The sequence below is a fragment of the Pseudomonas iranensis genome (assembly GCF_014268585.2).
Lineage (GTDB): Bacteria > Pseudomonadota > Gammaproteobacteria > Pseudomonadales > Pseudomonadaceae > Aquipseudomonas > Aquipseudomonas iranensis.
On sequence record NZ_CP077092.1, the window covers coordinates 467,514 to 492,013 of the forward strand.

General features: G+C 60.2%; 23 protein-coding genes and 1 pseudogene. 5 read left to right on the plus strand and 19 right to left on the minus strand.

All coding sequences use genetic code 11. The annotated features are described in order from the left end of the window. Position 1: 1 nt before the first annotated feature. From HU724_RS02055 to HU724_RS02115, 13 genes are all read right to left on the minus strand, one after another. A complete protein-coding gene (locus HU724_RS02055; RefSeq protein WP_071174050.1) occupies positions 2-628 on the minus strand; it encodes a class I SAM-dependent methyltransferase in 627 nt (208 codons plus the stop codon). Positions 629-733: 105 nt separating this feature from the next. Continuing rightward, the gene (locus tag HU724_RS02060; RefSeq protein ID WP_016772210.1) at positions 734-1,090 is read right to left on the minus strand and encodes a DUF6124 family protein; all 357 of its coding nucleotides are present in this window, start codon (positions 1,088-1,090) and stop codon (positions 734-736) included. Positions 1,091-1,403: 313 nt separating this feature from the next. Then, the gene (locus HU724_RS02065) at positions 1,404-2,048 is read right to left on the minus strand and encodes a methionine ABC transporter permease (protein WP_039756400.1); all 645 of its coding nucleotides are present in this window, start codon (positions 2,046-2,048) and stop codon (positions 1,404-1,406) included. Further along, complete coding sequence (locus tag HU724_RS02070) at positions 2,038-3,159, minus strand: methionine ABC transporter ATP-binding protein (RefSeq protein ID WP_186568520.1); 1,122 nt, start codon at positions 3,157-3,159, stop codon at positions 2,038-2,040. The genes HU724_RS02065 and HU724_RS02070 overlap by 11 nt, the downstream gene beginning before the upstream one ends. 2 nt (positions 3,160-3,161) lie before the next feature. Beyond that, the gene (locus HU724_RS02075) at positions 3,162-3,971 is read right to left on the minus strand and encodes a MetQ/NlpA family ABC transporter substrate-binding protein (protein WP_186568522.1); all 810 of its coding nucleotides are present in this window, start codon (positions 3,969-3,971) and stop codon (positions 3,162-3,164) included. An 85-nt stretch (positions 3,972-4,056) separates the two neighbouring features. Then, a complete protein-coding gene (locus HU724_RS02080) occupies positions 4,057-5,448 on the minus strand; it encodes an LLM class flavin-dependent oxidoreductase (RefSeq protein WP_186568524.1) in 1,392 nt (463 codons plus the stop codon). Continuing rightward, on the minus strand, positions 5,448-6,641 hold the full coding sequence (locus HU724_RS02085; protein WP_186568526.1) for an SfnB family sulfur acquisition oxidoreductase: 1,194 nt from the start codon (positions 6,639-6,641) through the stop codon (positions 5,448-5,450). Before HU724_RS02085 ends, HU724_RS02080 begins: the two co-directional genes overlap by 1 nt. Positions 6,642-6,668: 27 nt before the next feature. Continuing rightward, on the minus strand, positions 6,669-7,910 hold the full coding sequence (locus HU724_RS02090; RefSeq protein ID WP_186568528.1) for an SfnB family sulfur acquisition oxidoreductase: 1,242 nt from the start codon (positions 7,908-7,910) through the stop codon (positions 6,669-6,671). 263 nt (positions 7,911-8,173) lie between these two features. Further along, positions 8,174-8,938, minus strand: coding sequence for a hypothetical protein (locus HU724_RS02095; RefSeq protein WP_186568529.1), 765 nt, complete (start codon positions 8,936-8,938; stop codon positions 8,174-8,176). 462 nt (positions 8,939-9,400) lie between these two features. Then, positions 9,401-10,150, minus strand: a complete 750-nt coding sequence (gene tcyN / locus HU724_RS02100) for an L-cystine ABC transporter ATP-binding protein TcyN (protein WP_076565047.1) — start codon at positions 10,148-10,150, stop codon at positions 9,401-9,403. A 4-nt stretch (positions 10,151-10,154) separates the two neighbouring features. Continuing rightward, positions 10,155-10,820 carry a cystine ABC transporter permease gene (gene tcyL / locus HU724_RS02105; protein WP_016772200.1) on the minus strand — a complete coding sequence of 222 codons (666 nt, stop codon included), beginning with the start codon at positions 10,818-10,820 and terminating at the stop codon, positions 10,155-10,157. Next, positions 10,820-11,620 (minus strand): cystine ABC transporter substrate-binding protein, encoded by an 801-nt coding sequence (gene tcyJ / locus HU724_RS02110; protein WP_016772199.1) that lies wholly within the window; start codon positions 11,618-11,620, stop codon positions 10,820-10,822. The genes tcyL and tcyJ overlap by 1 nt, the downstream gene beginning before the upstream one ends. Positions 11,621-11,902: 282 nt before the next feature. Further along, the gene (locus tag HU724_RS02115) at positions 11,903-12,895 is read right to left on the minus strand and encodes a D-cysteine desulfhydrase (RefSeq protein ID WP_186568531.1); all 993 of its coding nucleotides are present in this window, start codon (positions 12,893-12,895) and stop codon (positions 11,903-11,905) included. A gap of 191 nt (positions 12,896-13,086) precedes the next feature. Between HU724_RS02115 and epsC the strand changes: the two genes are divergently transcribed. The 4 genes from epsC (at position 13,087) to HU724_RS02135 (ending at position 17,251) form a co-directional block, all read left to right on the plus strand. After that, entirely contained in the window at positions 13,087-14,013 is a 927-nt protein-coding gene (gene epsC / locus HU724_RS02120) for a serine O-acetyltransferase EpsC (protein ID WP_186568533.1), read from the plus strand. 393 nt (positions 14,014-14,406) lie between these two features. Continuing rightward, positions 14,407-16,368 carry a choline transporter BetT gene (gene betT / locus HU724_RS02125; protein ID WP_186568641.1) on the plus strand — a complete coding sequence of 654 codons (1,962 nt, stop codon included), beginning with the start codon at positions 14,407-14,409 and terminating at the stop codon, positions 16,366-16,368. A gap of 239 nt (positions 16,369-16,607) precedes the next feature. Continuing rightward, a complete protein-coding gene (locus HU724_RS02130; protein WP_110644779.1) occupies positions 16,608-16,790 on the plus strand; it encodes a type II toxin-antitoxin system HicA family toxin in 183 nt (60 codons plus the stop codon). A 59-nt stretch (positions 16,791-16,849) separates the two neighbouring features. Then, a complete protein-coding gene (locus tag HU724_RS02135; RefSeq protein ID WP_039756416.1) occupies positions 16,850-17,251 on the plus strand; it encodes a type II toxin-antitoxin system HicB family antitoxin in 402 nt (133 codons plus the stop codon). 38 nt (positions 17,252-17,289) lie between these two features. On the opposite strand, the pseudogene HU724_RS02140 reads toward HU724_RS02135, so the two are convergent. Then, positions 17,290-17,412 (minus strand): annotated as a pseudogene (locus HU724_RS02140) (LacI family transcriptional regulator); the annotation flags it as partial. Between the two features lie 362 nt (positions 17,413-17,774). Here HU724_RS02140 and mgrA point away from each other — a divergent pair. Next, the gene (gene mgrA / locus HU724_RS02145; RefSeq protein WP_016772192.1) at positions 17,775-18,812 is read left to right on the plus strand and encodes an L-glyceraldehyde 3-phosphate reductase; all 1,038 of its coding nucleotides are present in this window, start codon (positions 17,775-17,777) and stop codon (positions 18,810-18,812) included. 200 nt (positions 18,813-19,012) lie between these two features. Here the strand turns inward: mgrA and tauD are convergent, their stop codons facing one another. The 5 genes from tauD to gshA form a co-directional block, all read right to left on the minus strand. Next, positions 19,013-19,855: a taurine dioxygenase gene (gene tauD / locus HU724_RS02150; protein ID WP_186568535.1), complete on the minus strand. Its 843-nt coding sequence runs from the start codon at positions 19,853-19,855 to the stop codon at positions 19,013-19,015. A gap of 143 nt (positions 19,856-19,998) precedes the next feature. Continuing rightward, positions 19,999-20,832 (minus strand): taurine ABC transporter permease TauC, encoded by an 834-nt coding sequence (tauC, locus tag HU724_RS02155; RefSeq protein ID WP_186568537.1) that lies wholly within the window; start codon positions 20,830-20,832, stop codon positions 19,999-20,001. Beyond that, positions 20,829-21,623 (minus strand): taurine ABC transporter ATP-binding subunit, encoded by a 795-nt coding sequence (tauB, locus tag HU724_RS02160; RefSeq protein WP_186568539.1) that lies wholly within the window; start codon positions 21,621-21,623, stop codon positions 20,829-20,831. The genes tauC and tauB overlap by 4 nt, the downstream gene beginning before the upstream one ends. Positions 21,624-21,638: 15 nt before the next feature. Continuing rightward, on the minus strand, positions 21,639-22,616 hold the full coding sequence (gene tauA, locus HU724_RS02165) for a taurine ABC transporter substrate-binding protein (protein WP_186568541.1): 978 nt from the start codon (positions 22,614-22,616) through the stop codon (positions 21,639-21,641). Between the two features lie 257 nt (positions 22,617-22,873). Beyond that, positions 22,874-24,457, minus strand: a complete 1,584-nt coding sequence (gene gshA, locus HU724_RS02170; RefSeq protein ID WP_125918284.1) for a glutamate--cysteine ligase — start codon at positions 24,455-24,457, stop codon at positions 22,874-22,876. Positions 24,458-24,500: the final 43 nt, after the last annotated feature.

Genomic DNA, 24,500 nt, shown 5'->3' on the forward strand with positions numbered 1-24,500 from the left:
TTCAGACTTTGCGCCACACGCTCGCCAGCCACGGCTGCTGTTCGCGCGGCAACCCCGCTGGCCGGTAGTAATGCTCCAGCTCGACAAACCCCGCCGCCGTCAGCAACCCGCGCCAGGCCTCGAGATCGTGATACGAGCCATAGCGCGGCCCGTTCCAGCCCTCTTGATTGTCGCCACGCGGATTGGAACTGAACAGCACGCCACCCGGTTTCAAGGTGCCGTGCAGTTGCCGTAGCACTTGCGGCAACACCTGCAACGGCACATGAAACAGCACGGCATTGGCGAAGATGCCGTCGAAGCGCTCGGCCGGCAGATCAAGCTTGAGAAAGTCCTGCTGCCAGACTTCGCAACCGCTGTCCTGGCGGGCCATGCGCGCGAATTCCTGTGAACCATCGAGGCCGATCGCGACGTGGCCCATGCGCGTGAAGGTTTGCAAATCCCGGCCCGGCCCGCAGCCGAAATCGAGAATCGTGAAAGGTGCTTCACCGTGAATGTGGCGCAGCAAGGCCTCGATGTTCTGGCTGACATCGTGGTCGCGCGTGCCTTCGCGGAAATCCTCGGCCACCGAGTTGTAGTGACCGAGGGTAGTGGCGGTGATCTGTTCGAGGTCGCTGGGCGTTTGCTTCATGTTCGATGCTGTATTGGCGGTGTGAGGGCGGACTATAAGCTTTTTCACCGGCAAAAAAACGCCGCCTGCGCTGGGGCCAGTGCAGGCGGCGATGGGTGCCAGGCTTCAGTGCTGCTTGGCTCCCAGACAATCGATCGAGCGGTCCATCATCGCTTTGGCCATTTCCAGCAGATGCCAGACCGAGAACACCATGGCCCGATCCGCGCCCCCGAGCTGGTCACCGCATTGATGGACGGTCACCGAAGCGCAGCGCAGCAGATCGGCAACATACAGTTGGGCGTCCTCCAGCGTCACATCTTCGCTGATGCTGTAGACGCGTTTCTGTCCAGCCAACGTGACCTGATTGCCGGCCAGATGTGAGTCGACGGCGCGGCACAGTGCAGAGCGATCCTTGAGCAAATCCTCGGTGAACCGCTTGCTTGAGGTAAGGCTGAGTGGCGGATCGGCAAGTTTCTTTTCCATGGGTAAACTCCTGACTTCAAGTGGGAGCCAACCATTTCGCGACTAAACGAGCAGGACGGCGGCTGCACGCGGATCAGTTGCCGGCCGGACAACTGAATCCAGTCACCGCAAAACAGTGACGACCGGAGATTAGCTACAGGATATTTCGGGTACAAGCGGGCAAATTATTCTAGGAATCGTCCTGCAAACCCGCGTGGTTGGGGCTGGCGAAACGATAAATTCTTCGTAGGAAGTGTCTGATTTTTGCGAAGGGCATTGCCGAAGATATTGCGATCACATGGGCCTGGTTGATGGCCACCTGCCGCTATCGACCTTAGCGCTTATTCAGCCCCCGCGCCAGCCTGTCGCCACCCAACTGAATCACCGCCACCAGCGCCACCAGCAAGACGATCACCGTCAACATGATCTGGCTATCGAAGCGCTGATAACCGTAGCGGTAAGCGATATCCCCCAGCCCACCGGCACCAATTGCCCCAGCCATGGCCGACGAATTGATCATCGTCACCAGCGTGATGGTGAACCCCCCGACAATCCCCGGCAGCGCCTCGGGCAGCAGCACATGCCAGACGATGTGCCAGCGCCGGCAACCCATGGCCTGCGCGGCTTCAATCAGACCATGATCGACCTCGCGCAGACTCACTTCGGCAATCCGCGCGAAGAACGGCGTTGCGGCGATTGTCAGCGGCACCACAGCGGCCCACACGCCATAGGTAGTGCCGACGATCAGGCGGGTGAATGGAATCAGCGCGACCATCAGAATCAGGAACGGGATCGAGCGGAACAGATTGACGAAGGCGCCCAGCGCACGGTTCAACAGTGGCGCTTCGTAGATCCCGCCCTTGTCGCTGGTGACCAGAATCACCGCCATGGGAATCCCCACCAGCAGCGCGATCAACGAGGACACGCCAACCATCAGGAAGGTGTCGATAAAACCCTGCAGCAAGCGATCAAACCACATAGCCCAATACCTCCACTCGTTGCGCCCACTGCCCGGCGCGCTCGCGCAATTGCTCGGCGCTGAACGCCGAACCGCTGACGGCCAGTAAAAGCTGCCCCAGCGCGTGTCCCTGAATTCGTTCGACGCCGCCCTGAAGCAGCTTCACTCGGCCACCCAACGCCGCAAACAACGCGGCCAGATCCGGCTCATCAGCGGCACTGCCGGTGAACTGCAAACGCAACACCACCGCTGCATTTGAAGCCGTTGATTGCGTCAGCAAACGACTCTGCAATTCTTCCGGCAAGGTGTGTTGCAGCGGTGTGAGCAAGGTCTGGCTGACTGCGTGTTGCGGATTGCCGAACACTTGCCACACCGGGCCTTGCTCGACCACATGGCCGTGCTCGAGCACGACGACGCGATCGCAGATCTCGCGGATCACTGCCATCTCGTGAGTGATCAGCACAATGGTCAGGCCCAGGCGTTTGTTGATCTCGCGCAACAGGCCGAGGATCGACTGCGTGGTCTCCGGATCCAGCGCCGATGTCGCCTCATCGCAGAGCAGAATGTCCGGGTCATGCACCAGCGCGCGGGCAATGCCGACACGCTGTTTCTGCCCACCGGAGAGTTGCGCCGGATAGGCCTTGTGCTTGCTGTGCAGGCCGACCAGTTCGAGCAATTCACGAACCTTTTTCTCGCGCTGCTCTTTGGGCACTCCGGCCACCTTCAGCGGCAATTCGACGTTCTGCCAGACGGTCTTGGCCGACATCAGATTGAAGTGCTGGAAGATCATGCCGATGCGCCGGCGCAGGGCGACGAGGCGGTCTTCATCGAACCCGCCGATATCGACCTGATCAATCAACACCCGCCCCGACGTTGGCTGCTCCAGACGATTGATCGTGCGAATCAGCGACGACTTGCCGGCGCCGCTACGGCCGATGATGCCGAACACTTCGCCGCGCTGAATCGCCAGGTCGATGCCCTGCAAAGCCGCGACCGGACCTTGTCGGCCGTCATAGGTTTTGCCCACGCCAATAAAGCGTACGTGAGCGCGTTTCAACTCGGGATGCAGCTCGGTTTTTTCAGCATTGTGTGGCTCTGGAAGCTCCAGTCGCCGTTGTATCGCTGCGGTCATGTTCAGCTTTCCCAGCCGGCCTGATAGAGCTTGCCGTGGGCCTTGTCCAGTGCCGCACGAACGGCCGGCGAATGCTGATAGATGTCGACGAACTTGATCAGGCGCGGGTCGGTTTTGCTCTTCGGCTGGATGACGAACTGGATCACGTATTCCTTGTGATCGAGACCGTCGAACAGCAGCGCCGAGCCGGCATCGAAGGTCTTCGCCAAGCGAATATAGGCTGGATAACCCTGGACCAGATTGGCGTCGTCATAGGCGCGCACCAGCTGCACGGCTTCGACCTGCAGGATCCTGATATTTTTCGGATTGGCGACGATGTCGTCCTCGGTGGCCTTGTAACCGACGCCCGGTTTCAGGGTGATCAAACCGGCCTTGGCGAGCAATTGCAGACCGCGACCGCTGTTGATCGGGTCGTTGGCGATGGCGACGCTGGCGCCTTCGGGCAGTTCATCGAAGCTTTTGTATTTCTTCGAATACAGGCCGACGTTGTTGATGATCCCAGGAGCGAATGGCACCAGATCGAAACCGGACGCGGCTTTGGCGTTTTCCAGAAACGGAATGTGCTGGAAATAATTCACATCGATGTCGCCAGCGGCGAGGCTGACGTTGGGCGCGATCCAGTCGGTGAATTCCACCAGCTCGACTTTCAGGCCTTGTTTGGAAGCTTCCTCGACGGCGGCTTCCAGCGGAATGGCGAAAGCGGCGGTGGTGCCGATTTTCAACGGGGCGTCGGCGGCGAAGATAGCCGAGCTGAACAGGCCGAAGGCCAAGGCCAGTGCTTTGACTGGGTGGGACAGGGTTTTCTTGGTCATGGTGGTTTTTCCAGTCAGTGCATGGATTTGTTGTGCAGGGGAGGGCCTCTTCGCGAGCAGGCTCGCTCCCACAGGGGTACGCATTTCAAATGTGGGAGCGAGCCTGCTCGCGAAGCTTCTGATGCCTGTACGAAGATCCGCTGTGTTGCTCAGGCAACTGCGCCTCACCGTGAAACAACTTCTCGCGCAAGGTGCCGCTGTCATACGCAGTCTTGAACGAGCCGCGTCGCTGCAACTCGGGAATCACCAGTTCGATGAAATCGACATAACTTTCCGGGGTGACGATGCGGGTCAGGTTGAAGCCGTCCAGACCGGTTTCGGCGATCCACGATTCGAGTTCATCCGCCACTTGCTCGGGCGAACCGACCACGGTGATGTAACGGCCGCCGAGGGCGTGCTGGTCGAGCAACTTGCGCCGGGTCCAGTCGTTGTTCTGCAGGTTTTTCGTCGCCGACTGAATCGCATTGCTCTTCACGTACTGGATCGCTTCGTCGATTTCGTACTGGGCAAAGTCGATGCCTGTAGACGCGGAAAAGTGCGCCACGCCGGCTTCGGCGCTGGCGTAGCTGAGGTACTCGGCATGCTTGGCCCACGCCGCTTCTTCGGTGGCGCCAACGATCACATTGAGGCCCATGAACACCTTGATGTCTTCAGGATTGCGTCCGGCTTCGACGGCGCTGGCGCGGACCTTGTCGACCTGCACTTTGGTCGATGGTTTGTTCTGGCCGCTGATGAACACGCACTCGGCATGACGCCCGGCAAACAGCAAGCCGCGATCGGAGCTGCCGGCCTGAAACAGCACCGGCGTGCGCTGCGGCGACGGCTCGCAGAGGTGATAACCCTCGACCTGATAGAACTCGCCCTGGTGCTCGACCTTGTGCACTTTTTCCGGTTGCGCATAGATACGCTGCTCGCGATCGTTGAGTACCGCACCGTTCTCCCAGCTGCCTTCCCAGAGCTTGTACAAGACCTGCAGATATTCTTCGGCCTGGTCGTAGCGGCGGTCATGTTCGACCTGTTCGCGCAGACCCATGGCTTTGGCGGCGCTGTCCAGGTAACCGGTGACAATGTTCCAGCCAACGCGGCCGCGACTCAGATGATCGAGCGTCGACATGCGCCGGGCGAACAGATACGGCGGCTCGTAAGTGAGATTGGCGGTCAGGCCGAAACCGAGATTTCTGGTAACAGCGGCCATGGCCGAAACCAGCAGCAGCGGGTCATTGACCGGCAACTGGATCGACTCTTTCAGCGTGACGTCCACCGAGTTCTGATAGACGTCGTAGACGCCGACGATGTCAGCGATGAACAAGCCATCGAACAATCCACGCTCAAGCAACTGCGCCAGTTCGGTCCAGTACTCAATCGTGTTGTAGCGGGTCGAGGTGTCGCGCGGATGCGTCCACAGGCCATGATTGATGTGGCCGATGCAGTTCATGTTGAACGCGTTGAGCAGAATCTTCTTTTTCGCAGCGCTCATCAGATCGTCCCTCGCAGCGGAGGGTTTTCATCGTTGAGGTAATAATTGCCTACTGCGTGATATTTCCAGCGCACCGGGTCGTGCAGGGTGTGCACGCGAGCGTTGCGCCAGTGGCGGTCGAGGCCGTGCTCGCTCAGGGTGGCCTGGCTGCCGGCGAGTTCGAACAGCGTGCTGCCAGCGGCGAGGGAGATTTCTGTGCTGATCGCTCGCGCTTCGGCGACCGCGATCGAGGCGGCGGCGACGGTTTCGGCGTTGGTTTCGGCTTGCGCGGCATCAAGAAATTCGCCGGCACGTTCGAGCAAGGCTTCGGTGGCGTGCAGGCGGATGCTCAGGTGGCCGAAGCTTTTCAACGTCAGCGGGTCTTCGGTGGCTTTGTCGTTGCCGGAATCGATCCATGGGCGGGTCTTGCTGCGCACGAAATGCAGGGCGTCTTCGTAAGCGGCGCGGGCGATGCCGGTGTCGATGGCGGCGTGGAGAATCTGCGCCAGCGGGCCGACCGGGGTCGGGCGCTCGAAAGCGCTCTGGAACGGCATCACGTCTTCCGCCGCTACATACACATCTTCGAACACTACCGAGCCGCTGCCGGTGGTGCGCTGGCCGAAGCCGCTCCAGTCGTCGATCACCGTTAGGCCCTTGCTTTCGCGCGGGACGAAGGCCAGTTGCTGTACGCCGTTTTCATCGACCACCGACGTTGGAATGCGCTGCGCGTAAATCGCCCCCGTCGAGTAGAACTTGCGACCGTTGATGCGATAACCAGCGCCGTCGCGTTTGAGACTGGTGATACGGTCGTGAGCGGTTCTGGTGCCCAGTTCCGCCAAAGCATTGCCAAAGCGCTGGCCGGCGAGGACCTCGGCGTACAGGCGCTGTTTCTGTTCATCGCTGCCATTCACGCGCAGCACTTCCAGTGCGTAGAAATGGTTCTGCGGAATCTGCCCGAGCGAACCGTCGGCCTGAGCGATGAGTGCGATGACTTTGCCCAGGGTGATGTTGGATACGCCCGCGCCGCCATATTCTTTCGGCACGCTGATGCTCCACAGGCCGGAGCGGGAAAACACTTCCAGCTCGGCCAATGGCAGGCGGCGTTCGCGGTCGCGCAGGGCGCTGTCGCGTTTGAAATCTTCGGCCAGGTCGCTGGCGACGATCAGGGCTTGCTCATCGCTGGTGATGAGCGCGACGTGATGGGAAAGCGTCATAGGGGGTTCTCCAGATGACTGGTCGTCTCAGATCCAGGAATGGCGAGCCGGCAAAGTGCCGTTCAGGCGATAGGCGCCGACCGCGTGATATTTCCAGCGCACCGGGTCGTGCAGGGTGTGCACGCGGGCGTTGCGCCAGTGGCGGTCGAGATTGAATTCGGCAAGGGTCGCGCGGCTGCCGGCCAGTTCGAAGAGCTTTTCGCTGGCCAGCAGCGAAATCTCGGTGGTCAGCACTTTTGCTTCGGCCACGGCGATCGAAGCGCGTGCGGCGGATTCGGCAGTCAGCGGCGCGGCGTGGACGTCATTGAGCACTTTGCCGGCCTTGCGCAGCAGCGCTTCGGCGGCGTGCAGTTCGATTTTCAGTTTGCCGATATCGGCGATCACGTAAAGGTCATCGCAGGCGCGCTCGACCTTGGCGTCGATCCATGGCCGTGCGCGGGTTTTGACGAAGTCGATGGCGTCGTCGATGGCGCCACGGGCGATGCCGGCGTCAATGGCCGCTTGAATCAGCTGCGACACTGCGCCCTGGGTGTTCGGCTTGTCGTTGATCTTCCAGTTGTCGATGACCAGGCTCGACTCGACGCGCACGTTGTTCAGCAGGATCGTGCCGCTGGCCGTGGTGCGCTGACCGAAGCCCGACCAGTCATCGACGATGCGCAGACCTGGCGTGCCGCGCCGGACGAAGGCCAGCACCTGTTTACCGTCATCGTTGAGCGCTTTCACCGCGACCCAATGCGCAAACAGCGCGCCGGTGGAATAGAACTTCTGGCCGTTGATCACGTGATCGTCGCCGTCGGCGCTGATTCGCGCCTTCAGTTCCAAGGTGTTTTTCGTGCCACGTTCCGGGCCGGCATTGCCGATGCGCCAGCCTTCCAGAACACTCTGGAACAGCTGCTTTTTCTGCGCTTCGGTAGCGGTGCCGAGCAGCAGATGGATGATGCCGAACTGGTTCTGCGGGATCTGTCCGAGCGCCGGGTCGGCGGCAGAAATGATCGCGAATACTTCGGCCAATGTGACGAAGGAAACCTGCGGGCCACCGTATTCGCGCGGGATGGCAATACTGCCCAGACCGCTGCGGGTGAACTGTTCGATTTCCGACCACGGCAGCTTGCGCTGCCGGTCGCGTTTGGCCGCCTGCACACGGGCGGCTTGCGCCAGCTCGTGGGCGGCCTTGATGGCTTGAGCGTCGTTGCGCAGTACTTGCGCGGGCAACAACAGCGGGGCGATGTCCAGGTCGGACTGCAGATTCGCATCTGCAAGACTGGACATCAGTGCCGCTCCCTGGCTGCACGCAATGCCCTGGCGATCTGCACTGGGGTGATTGTGTTCCGGACCATACCTACCTCACATCTCATGAAAAACGCCGCGAAGTGCGACGATTGAAAGAATGTCCGGTGGTCCGGTGCATATACCCTAATCGCGTATAAAAATTAAATAAACTAACTTCTAGGAATATGCATAGAAGGGGAGATGTTCGGCTTGGTTAACGAGTTTCAGGTGAGAAGTTATTGACCTCCCACCTTGGGCAGGCCTCACTTGGTACGCGATTCGGCAGCCTTGAATTCGGGTTTCAACGGGACTTTTACGTACGGATTCACGCAACCGATTTTCAACGTGCGCGGCGGCGCCCAGCGCGAGTTGTTACCGACCCGGTCGAGGATGCAGTACGTCACGTCCAGTCGCAGGTCTTCGCCCGCTTCGACGATCACCGCCGGTGGCACCCAGACCTGAATCGGCAGCCCGACATCGGCCGCAGTGAGCGCCGCCAGATCCATACGCACATCCCCCCAGCGCAGGGTGATGGCGTCGTCTTCTGCCATGTTCAGGTAAGGCTCGATAGTCAGCGGCACGCCGCGTTTGATCTGGCTGGGATTCACGCCCTGACGGCGAATCGCTTCGGGGATGATCACTGGTGCCAGTTGCTGATTTTCGTCTTCGCACTGCCCAGTGGGCTGGCCACCGGGGCAATCGAGTTTGACCTGCACCCGAGTCGCCGCCGACAGTGCCGGACCCTGGCCGACCTGCATCACGCGGTAGTGAATGCGCGCGGTGCCATTGGTGATGAAACTCTCCGGCACCCGCAGGCTGACCGACTCGCCCACATCGGCCGCGCTGAGGACTTTTGACGCGACATAGCATTTGTTCCAGAACAGTTCGATCAGATCGCCAACGTCCATGTCGCGGTAGGGCGGTACACTGATCAGCAGATGGGCCGCTGTCGCCTGATTGATGCCGGTTTTTTGTGCGCATGCCAGCGTTGGCGCTGCAAGTTCGGGGGTGTGCGAAGTGCGGGTCATCGGTTTCTCTCCTTGAAGTCTTGCAGCGAAATCCGTTTCTGGAAAACAAAAAAGACGCGAATCAACTGGCAATAAAAGCGAAAACTATTTGTTCGGTTTTAGTGCGAGTTGTTTGAACTAATTGGCGCCGGTTGCCGACTAGATAAAAGTCTGCGGAGAGGGGTGTCAATAGAGCGGCTTAGTTAATGCGTGAATTACAAGTTAATCAGAAAGCTCCTACGTCACCTAGGTAATATGCCTAGTGGTACGCGCGAAACCAGCTACAGATAAACGGCAATTGCGCAGGGTTTTGTGCGGGTTTGTTCGCAGGCAAACGTATGGAAATATGACGAGTCGAAGATGCGCGTAACCGTTGCGCAATATATATCTGCGCTCGCAAGTAACAAATGTAGAGAAGATTGAAATGCCGGGAGAGAGGTAACTTCCATCCGTGGAAGTGGAGGGGTATTGCTGAGAAAGTTCTCAGGCGTGATTCAGAAACTTGCTGAGAAACTGTTTGGTGCGTTCTTCTTTCGGGTTGGCAAACAGTGCCTTGGCTTCACCCTGTTCAACAATTACGCCCTTGTCGAAAAACACCACGCGATTGGCCACGTCACGGGCAAAGCCCATTTCATGGGTGACAATCACCATGGTGCGATTTTCTTCGGCAAGACCGCGAATGGTCGCCAGCACTTCACCGACCAGTTCCGGGTCGAGCGCTGAAGTCGGTTCGTCGAACAGAATCACTTCCGGCTCCATCGCCAGCGCCCGGGCAATCGCCACGCGCTGTTGCTGGCCACCGGAGAGACGGCGCGGATAGGCGTCCTCTTTGCCGGCAAGCCCCACCTTGGTCAGCAGTTTTTTACCCAGAGCAACTGCCTGGTCGCGCGGCATCTTCTTGACCACGATCGGGCCTTCGATGACGTTTTCCAAAGCGGTGCGATGGGGGAACAGGTTGAAGTTCTGGAACACGAAGCCGACGTGCTGGCGCAGGTTGCGCACCAGACTTTGCTGCTGGTTCAGCGGACGGCTGGTATCGATTTCGATATCGCCGACCTTGATCCGGCCGCTGGTGGGTTCTTCGAGGAAATTCAGGCAACGCAGGAACGTCGTTTTCCCCGAGCCACTGGGCCCGATGATCGCGACGACTTCGCCTTCCTTTACCTCAAGGTCGATGCCGTTGAGCACGACCTGACCCTTGAATTGCTTGGTCAGTTTTTCCACGACAATCATCGCGTCAGGACTCCTGGTCGTGCCGATTGACCCGCTCTTCCAACTTGTTCTGCAAGTGCGAAAGCACCGTGGCCAGAATCCAGTAGATCAACGCGGCGGCAAGATACATGGTGAAGACTTCGAAAGTCCGGGCGGTAATCAGCTGCGCCTGACGGAACAGCTCCGGCACCTGAATGGTCGCAGCGAGGGCGGTGTCCTTGACCAGCGAAATGAAGCTGTTTCCCAGCGGCGGCAAAGCCGTGCGCATCGCTTGCGGCAGGATGGCCCGGCGCAGTGTCTGCGCGCGGGTCATGCCAATACTCGCAGCAGCTTCCCACTGACCGCGTTCGATCGAACCGATTGCGGCACGGAGGATTTCACAGGCGTATGCGGCCATGTTCAGCGAGAAACCGATCAGCGCTGCCGGCAGCGGATCAAGCTCCATGCCCAGTTGCGGCAAGCCGTAGTAGATCACGAACAGCTGCACCAGCAACGGCGTGCCGCGAAAGAACGACACGTAGATGCGGGCCAGCCAACTGACCGATTTAAAGCGCGACAGGCGCATCAGCGCGAGGCCGAAGCCCAGCAGCAGACCGAAGAACATCCCGCCGAGGCTGAGGACTACCGTGTAGTACGCGCCCTTCAACAGAAAGGGCGCGGAATCCAGCGCGAGTTGGAAAGCCTCTTCCATTATTTAGTGACGTCTGCGTTGAAGTATTTCTTCGACAGTTTCTCGAGAGTGCCGTCAGCACGCAGTTCGTCGAGCGCCTTGTTCACCGCAGCGAGCAGTTCAGGCTCGCCTTTGCGCAGGGCGATACCGGATTCCTGACGCGAGAAGGCCTCACCGGCTGCGACGGTTTTCGGGGCTTTCTTGGCGTATTCGAGGGCAGCCAGACGGTCGATCAGGATGGCATCGGTACGACCGTTGTTGAGGTCGGCGAACTTGGTCGGATCATCATCGTAGGTGCGCACGTCAGCACCCGGCACGTTGGCGCGAACCCACTGCTCGTAGTTGGTGCCCAGGCCGACACCGACTTTCTTGCCGGACAGGTCAGCGGCAGTCTTGATGTTCAGCGCCGACTCTTTGCTTTTCAGCACGAGGGCCTGGATGCCGGACACGGTGTAGGGTTCGGAGAAGTCATACTTCTTCTTGCGCTCGTCGGAGATGGTCACTTGGTTGACCACCAGATCCAGACGCTTGGATTCCAGCGCGGCGAGGATGCCGTCCCATTTGGTCGGCTGGATCTTGGCCTTGACGCCGAGCTTTTGCGCCAGCGCTTCGGACAGCTCGACTTCGAAACCGGACAGCTTGCCGTTCTCGTCGACGTAGCTGAACGGTGGGTAAGTGCCTTCCAGGCCGACGTTGAGCACGCCTTTGTCCTTGATCTGTTGCAACTGCTCACCGGCCACTGCCTGACCGATCAGGCCAGCGCTGAGCGCAAGACCCAGCGAACCGACCAGCAGAGTGCGACGTAGTGCGGAAAAATTCATGACAAGCCCCTGTGTTTTCTTATGGAAGACGCTTAAGGAATGTAGGCAAATGGTGATTTGAACGACAGCGCTATCCTGCCTTAAAGCAGCTTAAGCGTCTCGCCCGAAATTCGCCTGCGGCGAGACTATAAGATGTCTGTTTTAGACTTGAAAATACCTAATATGGAATCTTTTATTCATTTAAGGAATATAAGTGACTTCTTAAAAGATCGCAGCCTTCGGCAGCTCCTACAGGTGATCTCATGTTGGAGCTGCCGAAGGCTGCGATCTCTTGATCTGCTCTTAGAAAGAATCCTTATACGCAAACAACGCCGGCGCGCCACCGGTGTGCAGGAAGATGATCGGGCCGTCATCGAAGCGCTGCCGGCCAATCCCGTCGAGCAGACCGGCCATGGCCTTGCCGGTGTAGACCGGGTCAAGCAACAGACCTTCCTGAGCCGCCAACAGTTTCACCGCCGCCAAAGTACCGGCATTCGGTTCGCCGTAACGCGGGGCGAAATATTCGTCCCAGAGCTCGACCTTGAAGCTGGTCGGCAATTCGACGCCCAGCAGCTCAGCGGTGCGTTCGGCCAAACCCTGGACCTTCGGGCGCTGGTCTTCTTCACTGCGCGAAACGGTCACGCCGATCACCGGCAGTTGCGGCAGCGCCTCACTCAGCGCCAGTCCGAGACCACTGTGAGTACCGGCACTGCCTGAAGCCAGCACCACCGCGGCGAAATCGAGGCCGCTGTCCTTGATCTGCTCAGCCAGCTCCAGCCCGGCGCGCACATAACCCAGAGCACCGAGCGCATTGGAGCCGCCAATCGGCACCAGATACGGCTTCTTGCCGTTGCCGCGCAGACGTACGGCGAGGGCGGCCAGTTGTTCGTCGGCATTGTCGAGGTTGTCGACCAACTCGACCTTGGTGTCGAACAGATCCAGCAGCAGGCGGTTGCCGTTGCCGGTGTAATTGCTGTCGTCAGTGCCCAGCGGGTTTTCCAGCAGCGCCACACAACCGAGGCCGAGTTTCGCCGCGAGCGCAGCGGTCTGGCGCACGTGATTCGATTGCAGCGCACCGGCCGTGATCAGCGTGTCAGCACCTTGCGCGAGCGCGTCGGCGGCGAGGTATTCGAGTTTGCGCAGCTTGTTGCCGCCCATCGCCAGCGGTGTCAGGTCATCGCGCTTGATGTACACCTCGCGACCGAGCCAGGTGGACAGGCGTTCGAGTTTTTCCAGCGGCGTGGGGTGGCTCAGCAGTTCGAGACGGGGGAAGCGTTGCAGCTGTTGTTTGATCATGGGTCCGTACTGGCGCAGAAGAATGAAAGGACTATAGGCACGCGTTTTTGCCCGGGCAACCGCCAATCGCTTATAGCCAAATGGACTGAGGCCAGCACTATCGGTTCTTAATTCGTCGGCAAAGGCATGCCGTAAAGTAGGCGCCGATGACGCGGCCAGACAGTCCGGCCGCCCGTAAGGAGTCTTTTACCGTGAGCGAGCGTTCCAGCCATTGGCAATTGCACACCATCGTCGGCCAGCTGCGCAGCGCGCGGGATCAGTGGCGCGCACAGAATGGTCGGGCTTCAGGAGAGCAGGGTGGGCGCGAGTTGCCGTCGCGGGCGGCCATGGCGGAAATCCTTGAGGCGCTGTGTGGCGCGCTGTTCCCGATGCGCCTGGGGCCGGTCGATCTGCGTGAAGAAAGTGAAGATTTCTACGTCGGCCACACGCTTGATGTAGCGCTGAATGCCTTGCTGGCGCAAACGCGCCTGGAGTTGCGTTACGTTGCCCGCCACAGCGCGCAGGACGACAGTGAAGTCGAAACCCGCGCCATCCAGATCGTGCAAAATTTCGCGTTGGCCTTGCCGGGGCTGCGCACGCTGCTCGACACCGATGTGCTGGCGGCCTATCACGGCGACCCGGCGGCACGCAGCGTTGATGAAGTGCTGCTGTGCTATCCGGGCATTCTCGCGGTGATTCACCATCGCCTGGCGCACCATTTATACCGTGCCGGGCTGCCGCTGCTGGCGCGGATCAGCGCGGAAATCGCCCACTCGGCGACGGGCATCGATATCCACCCGGGCGCGCAGATCGGCCGCAGCTTCTTTATCGATCACGGCACCGGTGTGGTGATTGGCGAAACCGCGATCATTGGTGAGCGAGTGCGGATTTATCAGGCGGTGACCCTGGGGGCCAAGCGCTTCCCGGCGGATGAGGACGGCCAGTTGCAGAAGGGCCATCCGCGTCACCCGATCGTTGAGGATGACGTGGTGATTTACGCCGGGGCGACGATTCTCGGACGGATCACCATCGGCAAGGGCTCGACCATTGGCGGCAACGTCTGGCTGACGCGCAGCGTGCCGGCGGGGGCGAATCTGACCCAGGCGAATCTGCAGCATGATGACGGGACGCAAAAATAGCCTGCAAACATGCGACCTGTAGGAGCTGACGAGTGAAACGAGGCTGCGATCTTTTGATCTTTGCTTTTAAACATCAAGATCAAAAGATCGCAGCCTTCGGCAGCTCCTACAGGTTCGGGCATCAGGCATTTTGCTGTTGAACAAATCCCCTCAGACCCGCGTCATACCCCTCTTTGGGCGCTGTAGGAAACCTACCGCCCAGCCCTGCGATTAGTCCTTACCACCCCATTCATGTTTAACTTGAACGTTCATTCAAGTTAAACCGGTGGTTCGCTGCCCGCTCACAACAGGAGGCTTGCCTTTGCTGAGTCCGATCATTTCAGCCACGTTTCAACCCCTCGAGGTGCACGTTTCATGAGTGCATCGTCTACCCCCGCCAGCGGTCTGGTGCGCATGAATCCGCCGGTGTTCTACTTCGCCGCGACGGTCATTCTGCTGTTTGGTCTTGTCGTCATTGCCATCCCCGAGCAGGCCGGCGCCTGGTTGCTGGAAGCGCAAAACTGGGCGGCCAATACGGTCGGCTGGTACTACCTGCTCGCGATGACCCTGTATCTGGTCTTCGTGGTGGTCACCGCGTTATCCGGCTACGGCAAGATAAAACTCGGTGCCGACCACGACGAGCCCGAATTCAGTTACCTGTCCTGGGCCGGCATGCTGTTCGCCGCCGGGATAAGCATCACGCTGTTTTTCTTCTGCGTTTCCGAACCGCTGACCCACATGCTGCAGCCGCCGCAAGGGGAGGCCGGCACCGCCGACGCCGCGCGGCAAGCGATGCAGATTCTGTTCCTGCACTGGGGCCTGCATGGCTGGGGCGTGTTTGCCTTCGTCGGCATGGCGCTGGCCTATTTCGCCTATCGGCACAATCTGCCGCTGGCCCTGCGTTCGGCGTTGTATCCGCTGATCGGCAAACGCATCAACGGCCCGATCGGCTATGCGGTGGACGGCTTCGGCATCATCGCCACGGTGTTCGGTCTTGGTGCCGACATGGGCTTCGGCGTGTTGCACCTCAACTCGGGCCTGGATTATCTGTTCGGCATCGCCCATACCCAGTGGATTCAGGTCGGCCTGATTACGCTGATGATGGGCGCGGCGATCATCGTTGCGGTCTCCGGTGTCGATAAAGGCGTGCGGGTGATGTCCGACATCAACATGCTGCTGGCCTGCGGGCTGCTGCTGTTCGTGCTGTTTGCCGGGCCGACGCAGCACCTGCTCAACACCCTCATCCAGAACGTCGGCGATTACCTCGGCGCCTTGCCGATGAAGAGTTTCGACCTCTACGCCTACGACAAACCGAGTGACTGGCTGGGTGGCTGGACAGTGTTCTACTGGGCCTGGTGGATTGCATGGTCGCCGTTCGTGGGCCTGTTCATTGCGCGGATCTCCCGTGGCCGCACCATCCGTGAATTCGTCTTCGGCGTGCTGTTGATCCCGCTCGGTTTCACCCTGGCGTGGATGTCGATCTTCGGCAACAGCGCCCTGGATCAGGTGCTCAATCACGGCATGAGTGCGTTGGGCATGTCGGCCATCGACAATCCGTCGATGAGCATTTACCTGCTGCTGGAAACCTATCCGTGGAGCAAGACGGTCATTGCCGTGACGGTGTTTATCAGCTTCGTGTTCTTCGTGACCTCGGCGGACTCTGGCACCGTGGTCCTCTCGACCCTGTCGGCCAAGGGTGGCAACCCGGATGAAGACGGGCCGAAATGGCTGCGGGTGTTCTGGGGCGCAATGACCGCGCTGATTACCAGCGCGCTGCTGTTCTCCGGCAGCATCGATGCGCTGAAGTCGGCGGTGGTGCTGACCTCATTGCCGTTCTCGTTGATCCTGCTGCTGATGATGTGGGGCCTGCACAAGGCGTTCTATCTGGAGTCGCAGAAGCAGATCGCGCAGTTGCATTCGCTGGCGCCGGTCTCCGGTTCGCGGCGTGGCACCGGTGGCTGGCGTCAGCGCCTGAGTCAGGCCGTGCACTTCCCGTCCCGCGACGAGGTGTACCGCTTCATGGAAAGCACGGTGCGCCCGGCAATCGAGGAAGTGACCGCCGTGTTCGTCGAAAAAGGTCTGCACGTCGTCACCCAGCCAGATCCGGCGCATGACAACGTCAGCCTGGAAATTGGTCATGGCGAGCAGCATCCGTTCATCTATCAGGTGCAGATGCGCGGCTACTTCACGCCATCGTTCGCGCGCGGCGGCATGGGTTCCAAGCAACTCAACAATCGCCGCTACTACCGCGCCGAAGTGCACTTGAGCGAGGGCAGTCAGGACTACGATCTGGTCGGCTACACCAAAGAGCAGATCATCAACGACATCCTCGACCAGTACGAACGGCACATGCAGTTCCTGCATCTGGTGCGTTGATCGACGGCTGAGTGCCGGGTCTGCTCAGGACTCGGCGCTCAGCAGCATGAACAACACCATTGCCGCCACCGGCACGCCGAACACCGCGCTGCCCATTGCAATCTTGGGCCCCGCCGTTGATCCGTCCATCTGTGATGATCATGAAACAGACTATTATTTATCCAAGTGTGTATGGTGTGTATCGCTGCGCGCTTTATCCCCTAGAGTTGTAGCTGTTGCTGTAGATAAGGGCGAAGGACATGCGCAGTCGGGAAATGATCAGGATGATCGAGGACGATGGTTGGTACCTGGTCGCGGTAAAAGGCAGTCACCACCAGTACAAGCATTCGTTCAAGCAGGGAAGGGTGACAATCAAGCATCCTGATTCGGATCTGCCCAAGGGTACGATCAACAGCATTTTGAAACAGGCGGGTTTGAAATGAGGCCCGTATCCGAAGACGAAACGCCCATCATGGACTTGCCAGAGGAAGGGTTCACCTTTATGAAATTCCCGGTCGTTCTGCACAAGGATGCCGACTCGGACTACGGCGTGATCATTCCGGACGTACCGGGGTGTTATTCCGCAGGCGCCACGGTAGCCGAAGCTTTCGAAAACACGCAGGAAGCGCTGGCGCTGCACTACGAGGGGCTGGTCGCCGATGGCGCGCCACTGCCGCAAGTGCGCGACATTGATGCTCATCTTGATAACCCGGATTACGCGGGCGGTATCTGGGGCGTGGTCGACTTTGACATCACGCCTTACTTCGGCAAATCAGTGCGCTTCAATGCCACATTGCCCGAGCAGTTGCTGGAACGTATTGACCAGACCGTCCGGCGAGACCGGCGCTATCGTTCCCGGTCCGGATTTCTGGCGGCCGCTGCGCTGCGCGAATTGTCGGTATGACGCAGATTCTGCGGGAACGAGCCTGCTCGCTCCTGCAGTCAGGTGCTTTCCCGCTCGATCACTTGGCATCGCAGCAGGTTCAGCCGTTGCACTTCGTCGCTCGGCAATACCCCAAGGCTTTCCAGCACCCGCGTTGCCGCCAGCACGCCAATCTCCAGCGAGGCTGAAGCGCAGAAAAAATGTGAAACGTTTCAGCAATTGGTCGAACCGGAGGTCGGCGCCGCGCCGCTTGGGCGTATGCTGGGCGTGTTGTTCAGAACTGGATATGGAGGCCGGACGTTGCGGCAGAACCTGAGGCTGGTTCGACCTGCAAATCGCTTCGCATGATTGATGGGGCCTTTGTGGCGAGGGGATTCATCCCCGTCCGGCTGCGAAGCAGTCGTAAAACCAGCGCACTCGGTACAGCTGATTCACCGAGGTTTCAGATTTTGGGGCGGCTTCGCCACCCATCGGGGATAAATCCCCTCGCCACAGAGTTTGGTTTCACCCTCAATCTGCTGTTAATCAAACAAGAGAGGATTCGATGACTTACACCGCTGCCGAAAACCGCTACGACTCCATTCCTTACCGCCGCGTCGGCCGCAGCGGTCTGGTGCTGCCGGCATTGTCGCTGGGCCTGTGGCACAACTTTGGCGACAGCACGCCGATCGAAACCCAGCGTGCCTTGCTGCGCACCGCGTTCGATCTGGGCATCAACCATTTCGATCTGGCCAACAACTACGGCCCGCCATACGGCAGCGCCGAGATCAATTTCGGTCGCCTGCTGCGCGAAGACTTCAAGCAGTATCGCGACGAGCTGATCATCTCCAGCAAGGCCGGTTGGGACATGTGGCCCGGCCCGTATGGTCAGGGCGGCGGTTCGCGCAAATACGTGCTGGCCAGCCTCGACCAGAGCCTGCAACGCTTGGGTCTGGATTATGTGGACATCTTCTATTCGCACCGCTTCGACCCGGACACTCCGCTGGAAGAAACCGCCAGCGCCCTCGCCACCGCCGTGCAGCAGGGCAAGGCTTTGTACATCGGCATCTCGTCCTATTCCGGGGTGAAAACCCGAGAAATGGCCGCGCTGCTGAAAGAGTGGAAAGTGCCGCTGCTGATTCATCAGCCGGCGTACAACCTGCTCAATCGCTGGGTGGAAAAGGACCTGCTCGATACCACCGATGAACTCGGCACGGGCGTCATCGCGTTTACGCCGCTGGCGCAGGGCTTGCTCACCGACAAATACCTCAACGGCGTGCCGGCGGATGCGCGGGTCAATCGTCCGGGCGGTGGTTCGCTGCAGGCTTCGCACTTGTCCGAGGCCAACATCGCCCACGTGCGAGCGTTGAACGAGATCGCCCAGCGTCGCGGCCAGAGTCTGGCGCAACTGGCATTGGCGTGGACCCTGCGTGATCCACGAGTGACCTCGGCACTGATCGGCGCGAGCCGGCCGGAGCAGATCATCGAGAACGTCGGGGCGCTGAAGAATCTGAATTTCAGTGCTGAAGAGCTGGCGGAGATTGACCGGTTTGCCCAAGAGGGCGGGATCAATCTTTGGGAGAAGCCTTCGACGGCGGAGTGAGTCACCCTCACCCCAGCCCTCTCCCAGAGGGAGAGGGAGCCGACCGAGGTGTCTTGCGTCTTACATCGACCTGAAATACCGAGTCGATTATGGATTCAGCAAAGTACGTTCAGGTCGGCGTACTTCTACAGCATCCCCCAATCAGTCCCCTCTCCCTCCGGGAGAGGGTTAGGGTGAGGGGCTTTTGCCTTTAAAAGGGTTCAGCGAAAAAACGGCACATCCCCCAAAACCGTCGCCCGCTGCATCACCCGCCGCGCCGGGCGGTAATCGTCCACCGCGTAATGCTGCGTCACGCGGTTGTCCCAGAAGGCAATATCGTCTTTCTGCCAGCGCCAGCGAATGGTGAATTCCGGCCGTGTCGCGTGGGCAAACAGAAACTTCAGGATCGCTTCGCTCTCGGTTTCCGACAGTTCATTGATCTTCGAAGTGAAGCCTTCATTGACGAACAGCGAGCGCCGTCCGCTCACCGGGTGCGTACGGATCACCGGGTGCGACAGCGGTGGATTCTTGCGCCGCGCTTCTTCCCACTGCGCCAGCGCTTCAGGCGTGTTGCCGTAGCGCTCGAGTGGAAACGATCGGGTGAAATCGTGGGTGGCGCTCAGACCTTCGAGCAGGGTTTTCATCGGCGCCGACAACGCTTCATATGCCGCGATGCCGCTGGCCCACAACGTGTCGCCACCGAACTCCGGCAGCAACTTGGCGCTGAGCACTGCGCCCATCGCCGGCGTCGGCAGGAAGGTCACGTCGGTATGCCAGATCGCGTTATCGCGCACGTCGGTGACTGCGGTGTCGAGGATCAGTACTTCCGGTTGTTCCGGTACGTTCGGGTAGATCGGGTGAATGTGCAGGTCGCCGAAATAATGTGCGAAACGTGCCTGCTGTGCCGGCTCGATCGGCTGGTTGCGGAAGAACAGCACCTGATACTTGAGCAGCGCCTGCTCGATGGCGTCGCGCTGTTCCAGGCTCAGCGGCTGGCTGATGTCGACGCCACTGATCTGCGCGCCGAGGGCCGAGCTTAACGGGGTGATGTTGAGGGTGCTCATGGTCTTTCTCTTCGAATTCGGAGTGTCATGCTTTTGTGGGAGCGAGCCTGCTCGCGAATGCAGAGTGTCAGGCGACAGGCAGTGACTGATCTGACGCTTTCGCGAGCAGGCTCGCTCCCACAGGGGAATTTTCACAAGGCGATTTAGTGCGCCTGGCCGTGCCACGGCACCAGTCTGCGCTGCAATGCGCGCAGGCCCATTTCCATGGCGAAGGCGATCAGGGCGATGACCAGAATCCCCAGCACCACGACATCGGTGACCAGAAACTGCGCGGCCGACTGCACCATGAAGCCCAGGCCACTGGTGGCCGCGATCAGTTCAGCGGCGACCAGGGTCGACCAGCCGACGCCCAGACCAATGCGCACGCCGGTGAGAATGTCCGGCAGAGCGCTCGGCAAAATCACATGGCGAATCAACTGCGCGCGCGTCGCGCCCAATGACTGAGCGGCGCGCAGTTTTGCTGGATCAACCGTGCGCACGCCCGTCGCGGTGGCAATTGCAATCGGCGCAAAAATCGCCAGATAGATCAACAGCACTTTCGACAACTCGCCGATGCCGCACCAGATCACGATCAGCGGCAGATAGGCCAGCGGCGGGATCGGGCGGTAGAACTCGATCAGCGGATCGAGCACACCGCGGGCGATGCGGTTGGCGCCGATGGCGATGCCTACCGGCACGGCGGTGAGAATCGCAAAAACCAGACCCAGACCGATGCGGCTGAGGCTGGCACTGAGGTGCTGCCACAGCGTCGAATCCATGTATCCGGAGGTCGCCAGCAACCAGCCCTTTTGCAGCACGGCGGAGGGTGGCGGCAGGAACAGCGGTTCGATCAGGCCGGTCGCGGTCACCGCCCACCAGATCGCCAGCAGGCCGAACAGTGTCAGCAGGCTGATCCAGCGAGTGCTGAGGCTGCGGCGCACCGGGATGCTCACCGAAGGTGTTTTCACCGCCGCAGCGGAAACGTCGTAACTGCTCATGCGCGCTCCTGCCGTTGTCCGGCGCTGCGTTGCGAGAAGACTTTGCTCAGCACGTGCTCGCGGGTTTCGATGAAACGCGGATCGGATTTGATCGCGCGCGCCGACTCGCCAGCGGCATAACGCTGACCGAAATCCAATTGCAGGCGCTCGACGATCTGCCCTGGATTCGGCGCCAGCAGAATCAGGTCCGTGGCGAGGAACACCGCTTCTTCAATGTCGTGGGTAATCAGGAAAACCGGCTTGGCCGTGCGTTGCCAGACTTGCAGCAACAGCTCCTGCATCTGCTCGCGAGTGAATGCATCAAGCGCACCGAACGGCTCGTCCATCAGCAACACGCGCGGGTCGGCGGCGAGGGCGCGAGCGAGGCCGACGCGTTGTTTCTGGCCACCGGACAATTGCCAGATGCGTCGGTCTTCGAAACCGGCGAGATCGACCAGCGCGAGCATTTCCCGGGCGCGTTGTTCGCGTTTGTCCTTGCCGACACCGGCCAGTTCGAGGCCGAAGGCGACGTTGGCCAATACATCCTGCCAAGGCAGTAACGCGTCATCCTGGAACACCACGCCACGTTCGGCGCTCGGGCCTTTGACCGGCACGCCGTCAAGGGTGATGCGCCCGGCACTCGGCTCGACGAAGCCGGCAATCAGGTTCAACAGCGAAGTCTTGCCACTGCCGGATGGGCCGAGGGCGACCAGCAATTGCTGCGGCCCCAGGGTCAGAGAAATATCCGCCAGCACCGGCTCCGGGCTGCCCGGGTACTGTGCGCTGATGCGCTCCAGCTGTAGCAAGGCCATCGCTGTATCTCCCGATCAGTTGGTGATGTATTTGGCGCTGACGTAAGGCGCGTAGTCCGGCAGCACGGCTTCGACCTTGCCTTGCTCCTTGAGGAACGCGGCAGTGTCAGTGATGGCTTTGGTGGTCGGCGCGCCGAGATCACTGACCTGATCCGCCGCCAGCGGGTAGACGTTGCCCTGCAACAGCAATGGAATGTCGCTGGCCTTGGCGCCGGAGAGTTTCACCAGTTTGTCGACGTTGCTCTGGTTGGCCAGCCAGGCCTGCGGATCCTTGCGGTAATCGGCGTAGGCGTCGAGGGTGACCTTGGCGAACGCGGTGACGATTTCCGGGTGCTTTTCGGCGAAGTCCTTGCGCACGATCCACGCATCGAAGGTCGGCGCGCCGAACTTGGCCAGCTCGCCGGAGGTGATCAGCACTGTGCCGTTTTCCTTGGCCACGCCCAGTGCCGGATCCCACACGTAAGTGGCGTCGATATCGCCGCGTTTCCACGCCGCGATGATCGCTGGCGGCGCGAGGTTGAGCACGGTGACTTTCGACGGATCGATGTTCCAGTGCTTGAGCGCGGCGAGCAGGCTGTAGTGCCCGGTGGACACGAACGGCACGGCGATTTTCTTGCCGATCAGATCCTGCGGAGTCTTGATGCCGGAGCCGTCGCGCGCGACCAGTGCTTCAGCGGCGCCGATCTGCGTGGCAATCAGGAAGGTTTCTACCGGTACCTTGCGGGTGATCGCGGCGGCCAGCGGACTCGAACCGAGGTAGCCGATCTGCACATCGCCGGACGCGATGGCGGCGATGATATCGGCGCCGTTATCGAACTTGCGCCAGCTGATATCGGCCTTGGTAGCTTTCTCGTAGGCGCCGTCGGCCTGAGCGACCTTGGCCGGGTCGACGGTAGTCTGGTAGGCGACAGTGAGGTCGGCCGCCTGGGCCAAGAAGCTTGCAGCGGCCAGTGAGGCGGCGGCGAGCAGGCGAAGCGGGAAATTCAGTTTCAATTGAGAGCTCCAAATCAGGCGACCGAATGTCGGCGTGAGTGGAGACTAAATGATCTAAGAATCGCGAAATAAATAACTTTTTCGAATGAGCTTATGAGCGGAAAAATCTAAGGCAGGAGAGGATGTGAGCCTTTGACTGATCGTTCCCACGCTCTGCGTGGTAACGCCTCAAGGGACGCTCTGCGTCCGAAGTGACGCGGAGCATCACAGGCTGCGTTCCCACGCAGAGCGTGGGAACGATCAAGGCCGGGGCGGCTTTAATTGCTGATGGCGAGAATACTCGCCTGATACGCGCCAACAAACACATCGAAATCGCCGACTTCGTTCTGCTCAAGCTCGGTCTGCTGCGCCAGCGATGCGCGCGCCAGTTGTTCAAACTTCGCTTGCTCGTCGGCCGCCAACGGCTCGCTGCGGAAGAACTCGGCGTGAGTCTGGCTCTGGCGCAGGGAGAACTGCGCAAAGCTTTCCTTGTGCTCGGCCATGGCCGCCAGCACCTGCGCCGATGGGGTCAGGGACGGGTCGTTGACCTTGGCCAGTTGCGCATCCAGTGCCTTGCTGTGGGCATCGCCGCCGACGCTCTGGTCGAGCATCGCCGCCAGCGGGGCAATCTGTTCCAGCAGCTCCGCCGCCCACTGTTTCATCTCGACCGGCTGACCGTCACGCTGCAATTGCAGGCCCGGACGGCGACCTTCCTTGACCACGCTGAGGAAGTTCGAGGTGGCGTTGCCGCACGAAGTGTTGGTCAGCAGCGGGCTGTCGTTCAGCGCGCAGTACAGCAGGAACGCGTCGATGAAGCGCGATTCGGTGAGGTCGATGCCCATCGGCAGGAACGGGTTGATGTCCAGGCAGCGCACTTCGACGTACTGGATGCCGCGCGCCATCAGCGCCTGGATCGGCCGCTCGCCGGTGTAGGTCACGCGTTTCGGGCGGATGTTGGAGTAGTACTCGTTTTCGATCTGCAGGATGTTGGTATTGAGCTGCACCCACTCGCCATCCTTGTGCGTGCCGACTTCCACGTACGGCGCGTAGGGCGTGGCCACCGCTTCGCGCAGGCTGTCGGTGTAGCTCGCCAGATCGTTGTAGCACGGTGTCAGGCCGGCCTGGGCGTTGCTCTGATAACCGAGATCGCTCATGCGCAGGCTGGTCGCGTACGGCAGATACAGCGTGTCGGGATCGAGCTGTTCGAGCTGATGCGAACGCCCGCGCAGGAAGCCGGCATCCAGCGCGGGCGAGGCACCGAACAGGTACATCAGCAGCCAGCTGTAGCGACGGAAGTTGCGGATCAGCGCGATGTAGGACACCGACTGGAAATCGCGATCGGTGCCGACGAAACCTTCGGCCTCGCGCAGCAATGGCCAGAGTTGTTCCGGCAGGGAAAAGTTGTAGTGAATACCGGCAATGCACTGCATGGTCTTGCCGTAACGCAGGGCCAGGCCCTTGCGATAGACGTATTTGAGCTGACCGATATTGGAGGTGCCGTAATAGGCAATCGGGATGTCTTCCTCGGCCGGCAACGGGCACGGCATCGATGGACTCCACAGATACTCGTTGCCGAGTTTGCTGTAGGCAAAACGATGAATCTTGTCCAGGCTCGCCAGCGTGTCGGCAGGATCCGGCAGGGCAGGCGTGATGAATTCCAGCAGCGACTCGGAGTAGTCGGTGGTGATCTGTTCGTTGGTCAGCGCGGAACCCAGGGCTTCGGGGTGCGGCGTTTGCGCCAGGCGACCTTCACTGGTCACGCGCAGGCATTCACGTTCGATACCGTGCAGGCACTGCTTGAGCAGAGAGAGGTTAGCGCGCTCGCCAAGCAGAGCCAGGCGGCGGTTGAGAAGTTCGCTCAATTTGGATTCCTTCACGCGTCAGTCGCCCCAATATGGGGGTGGG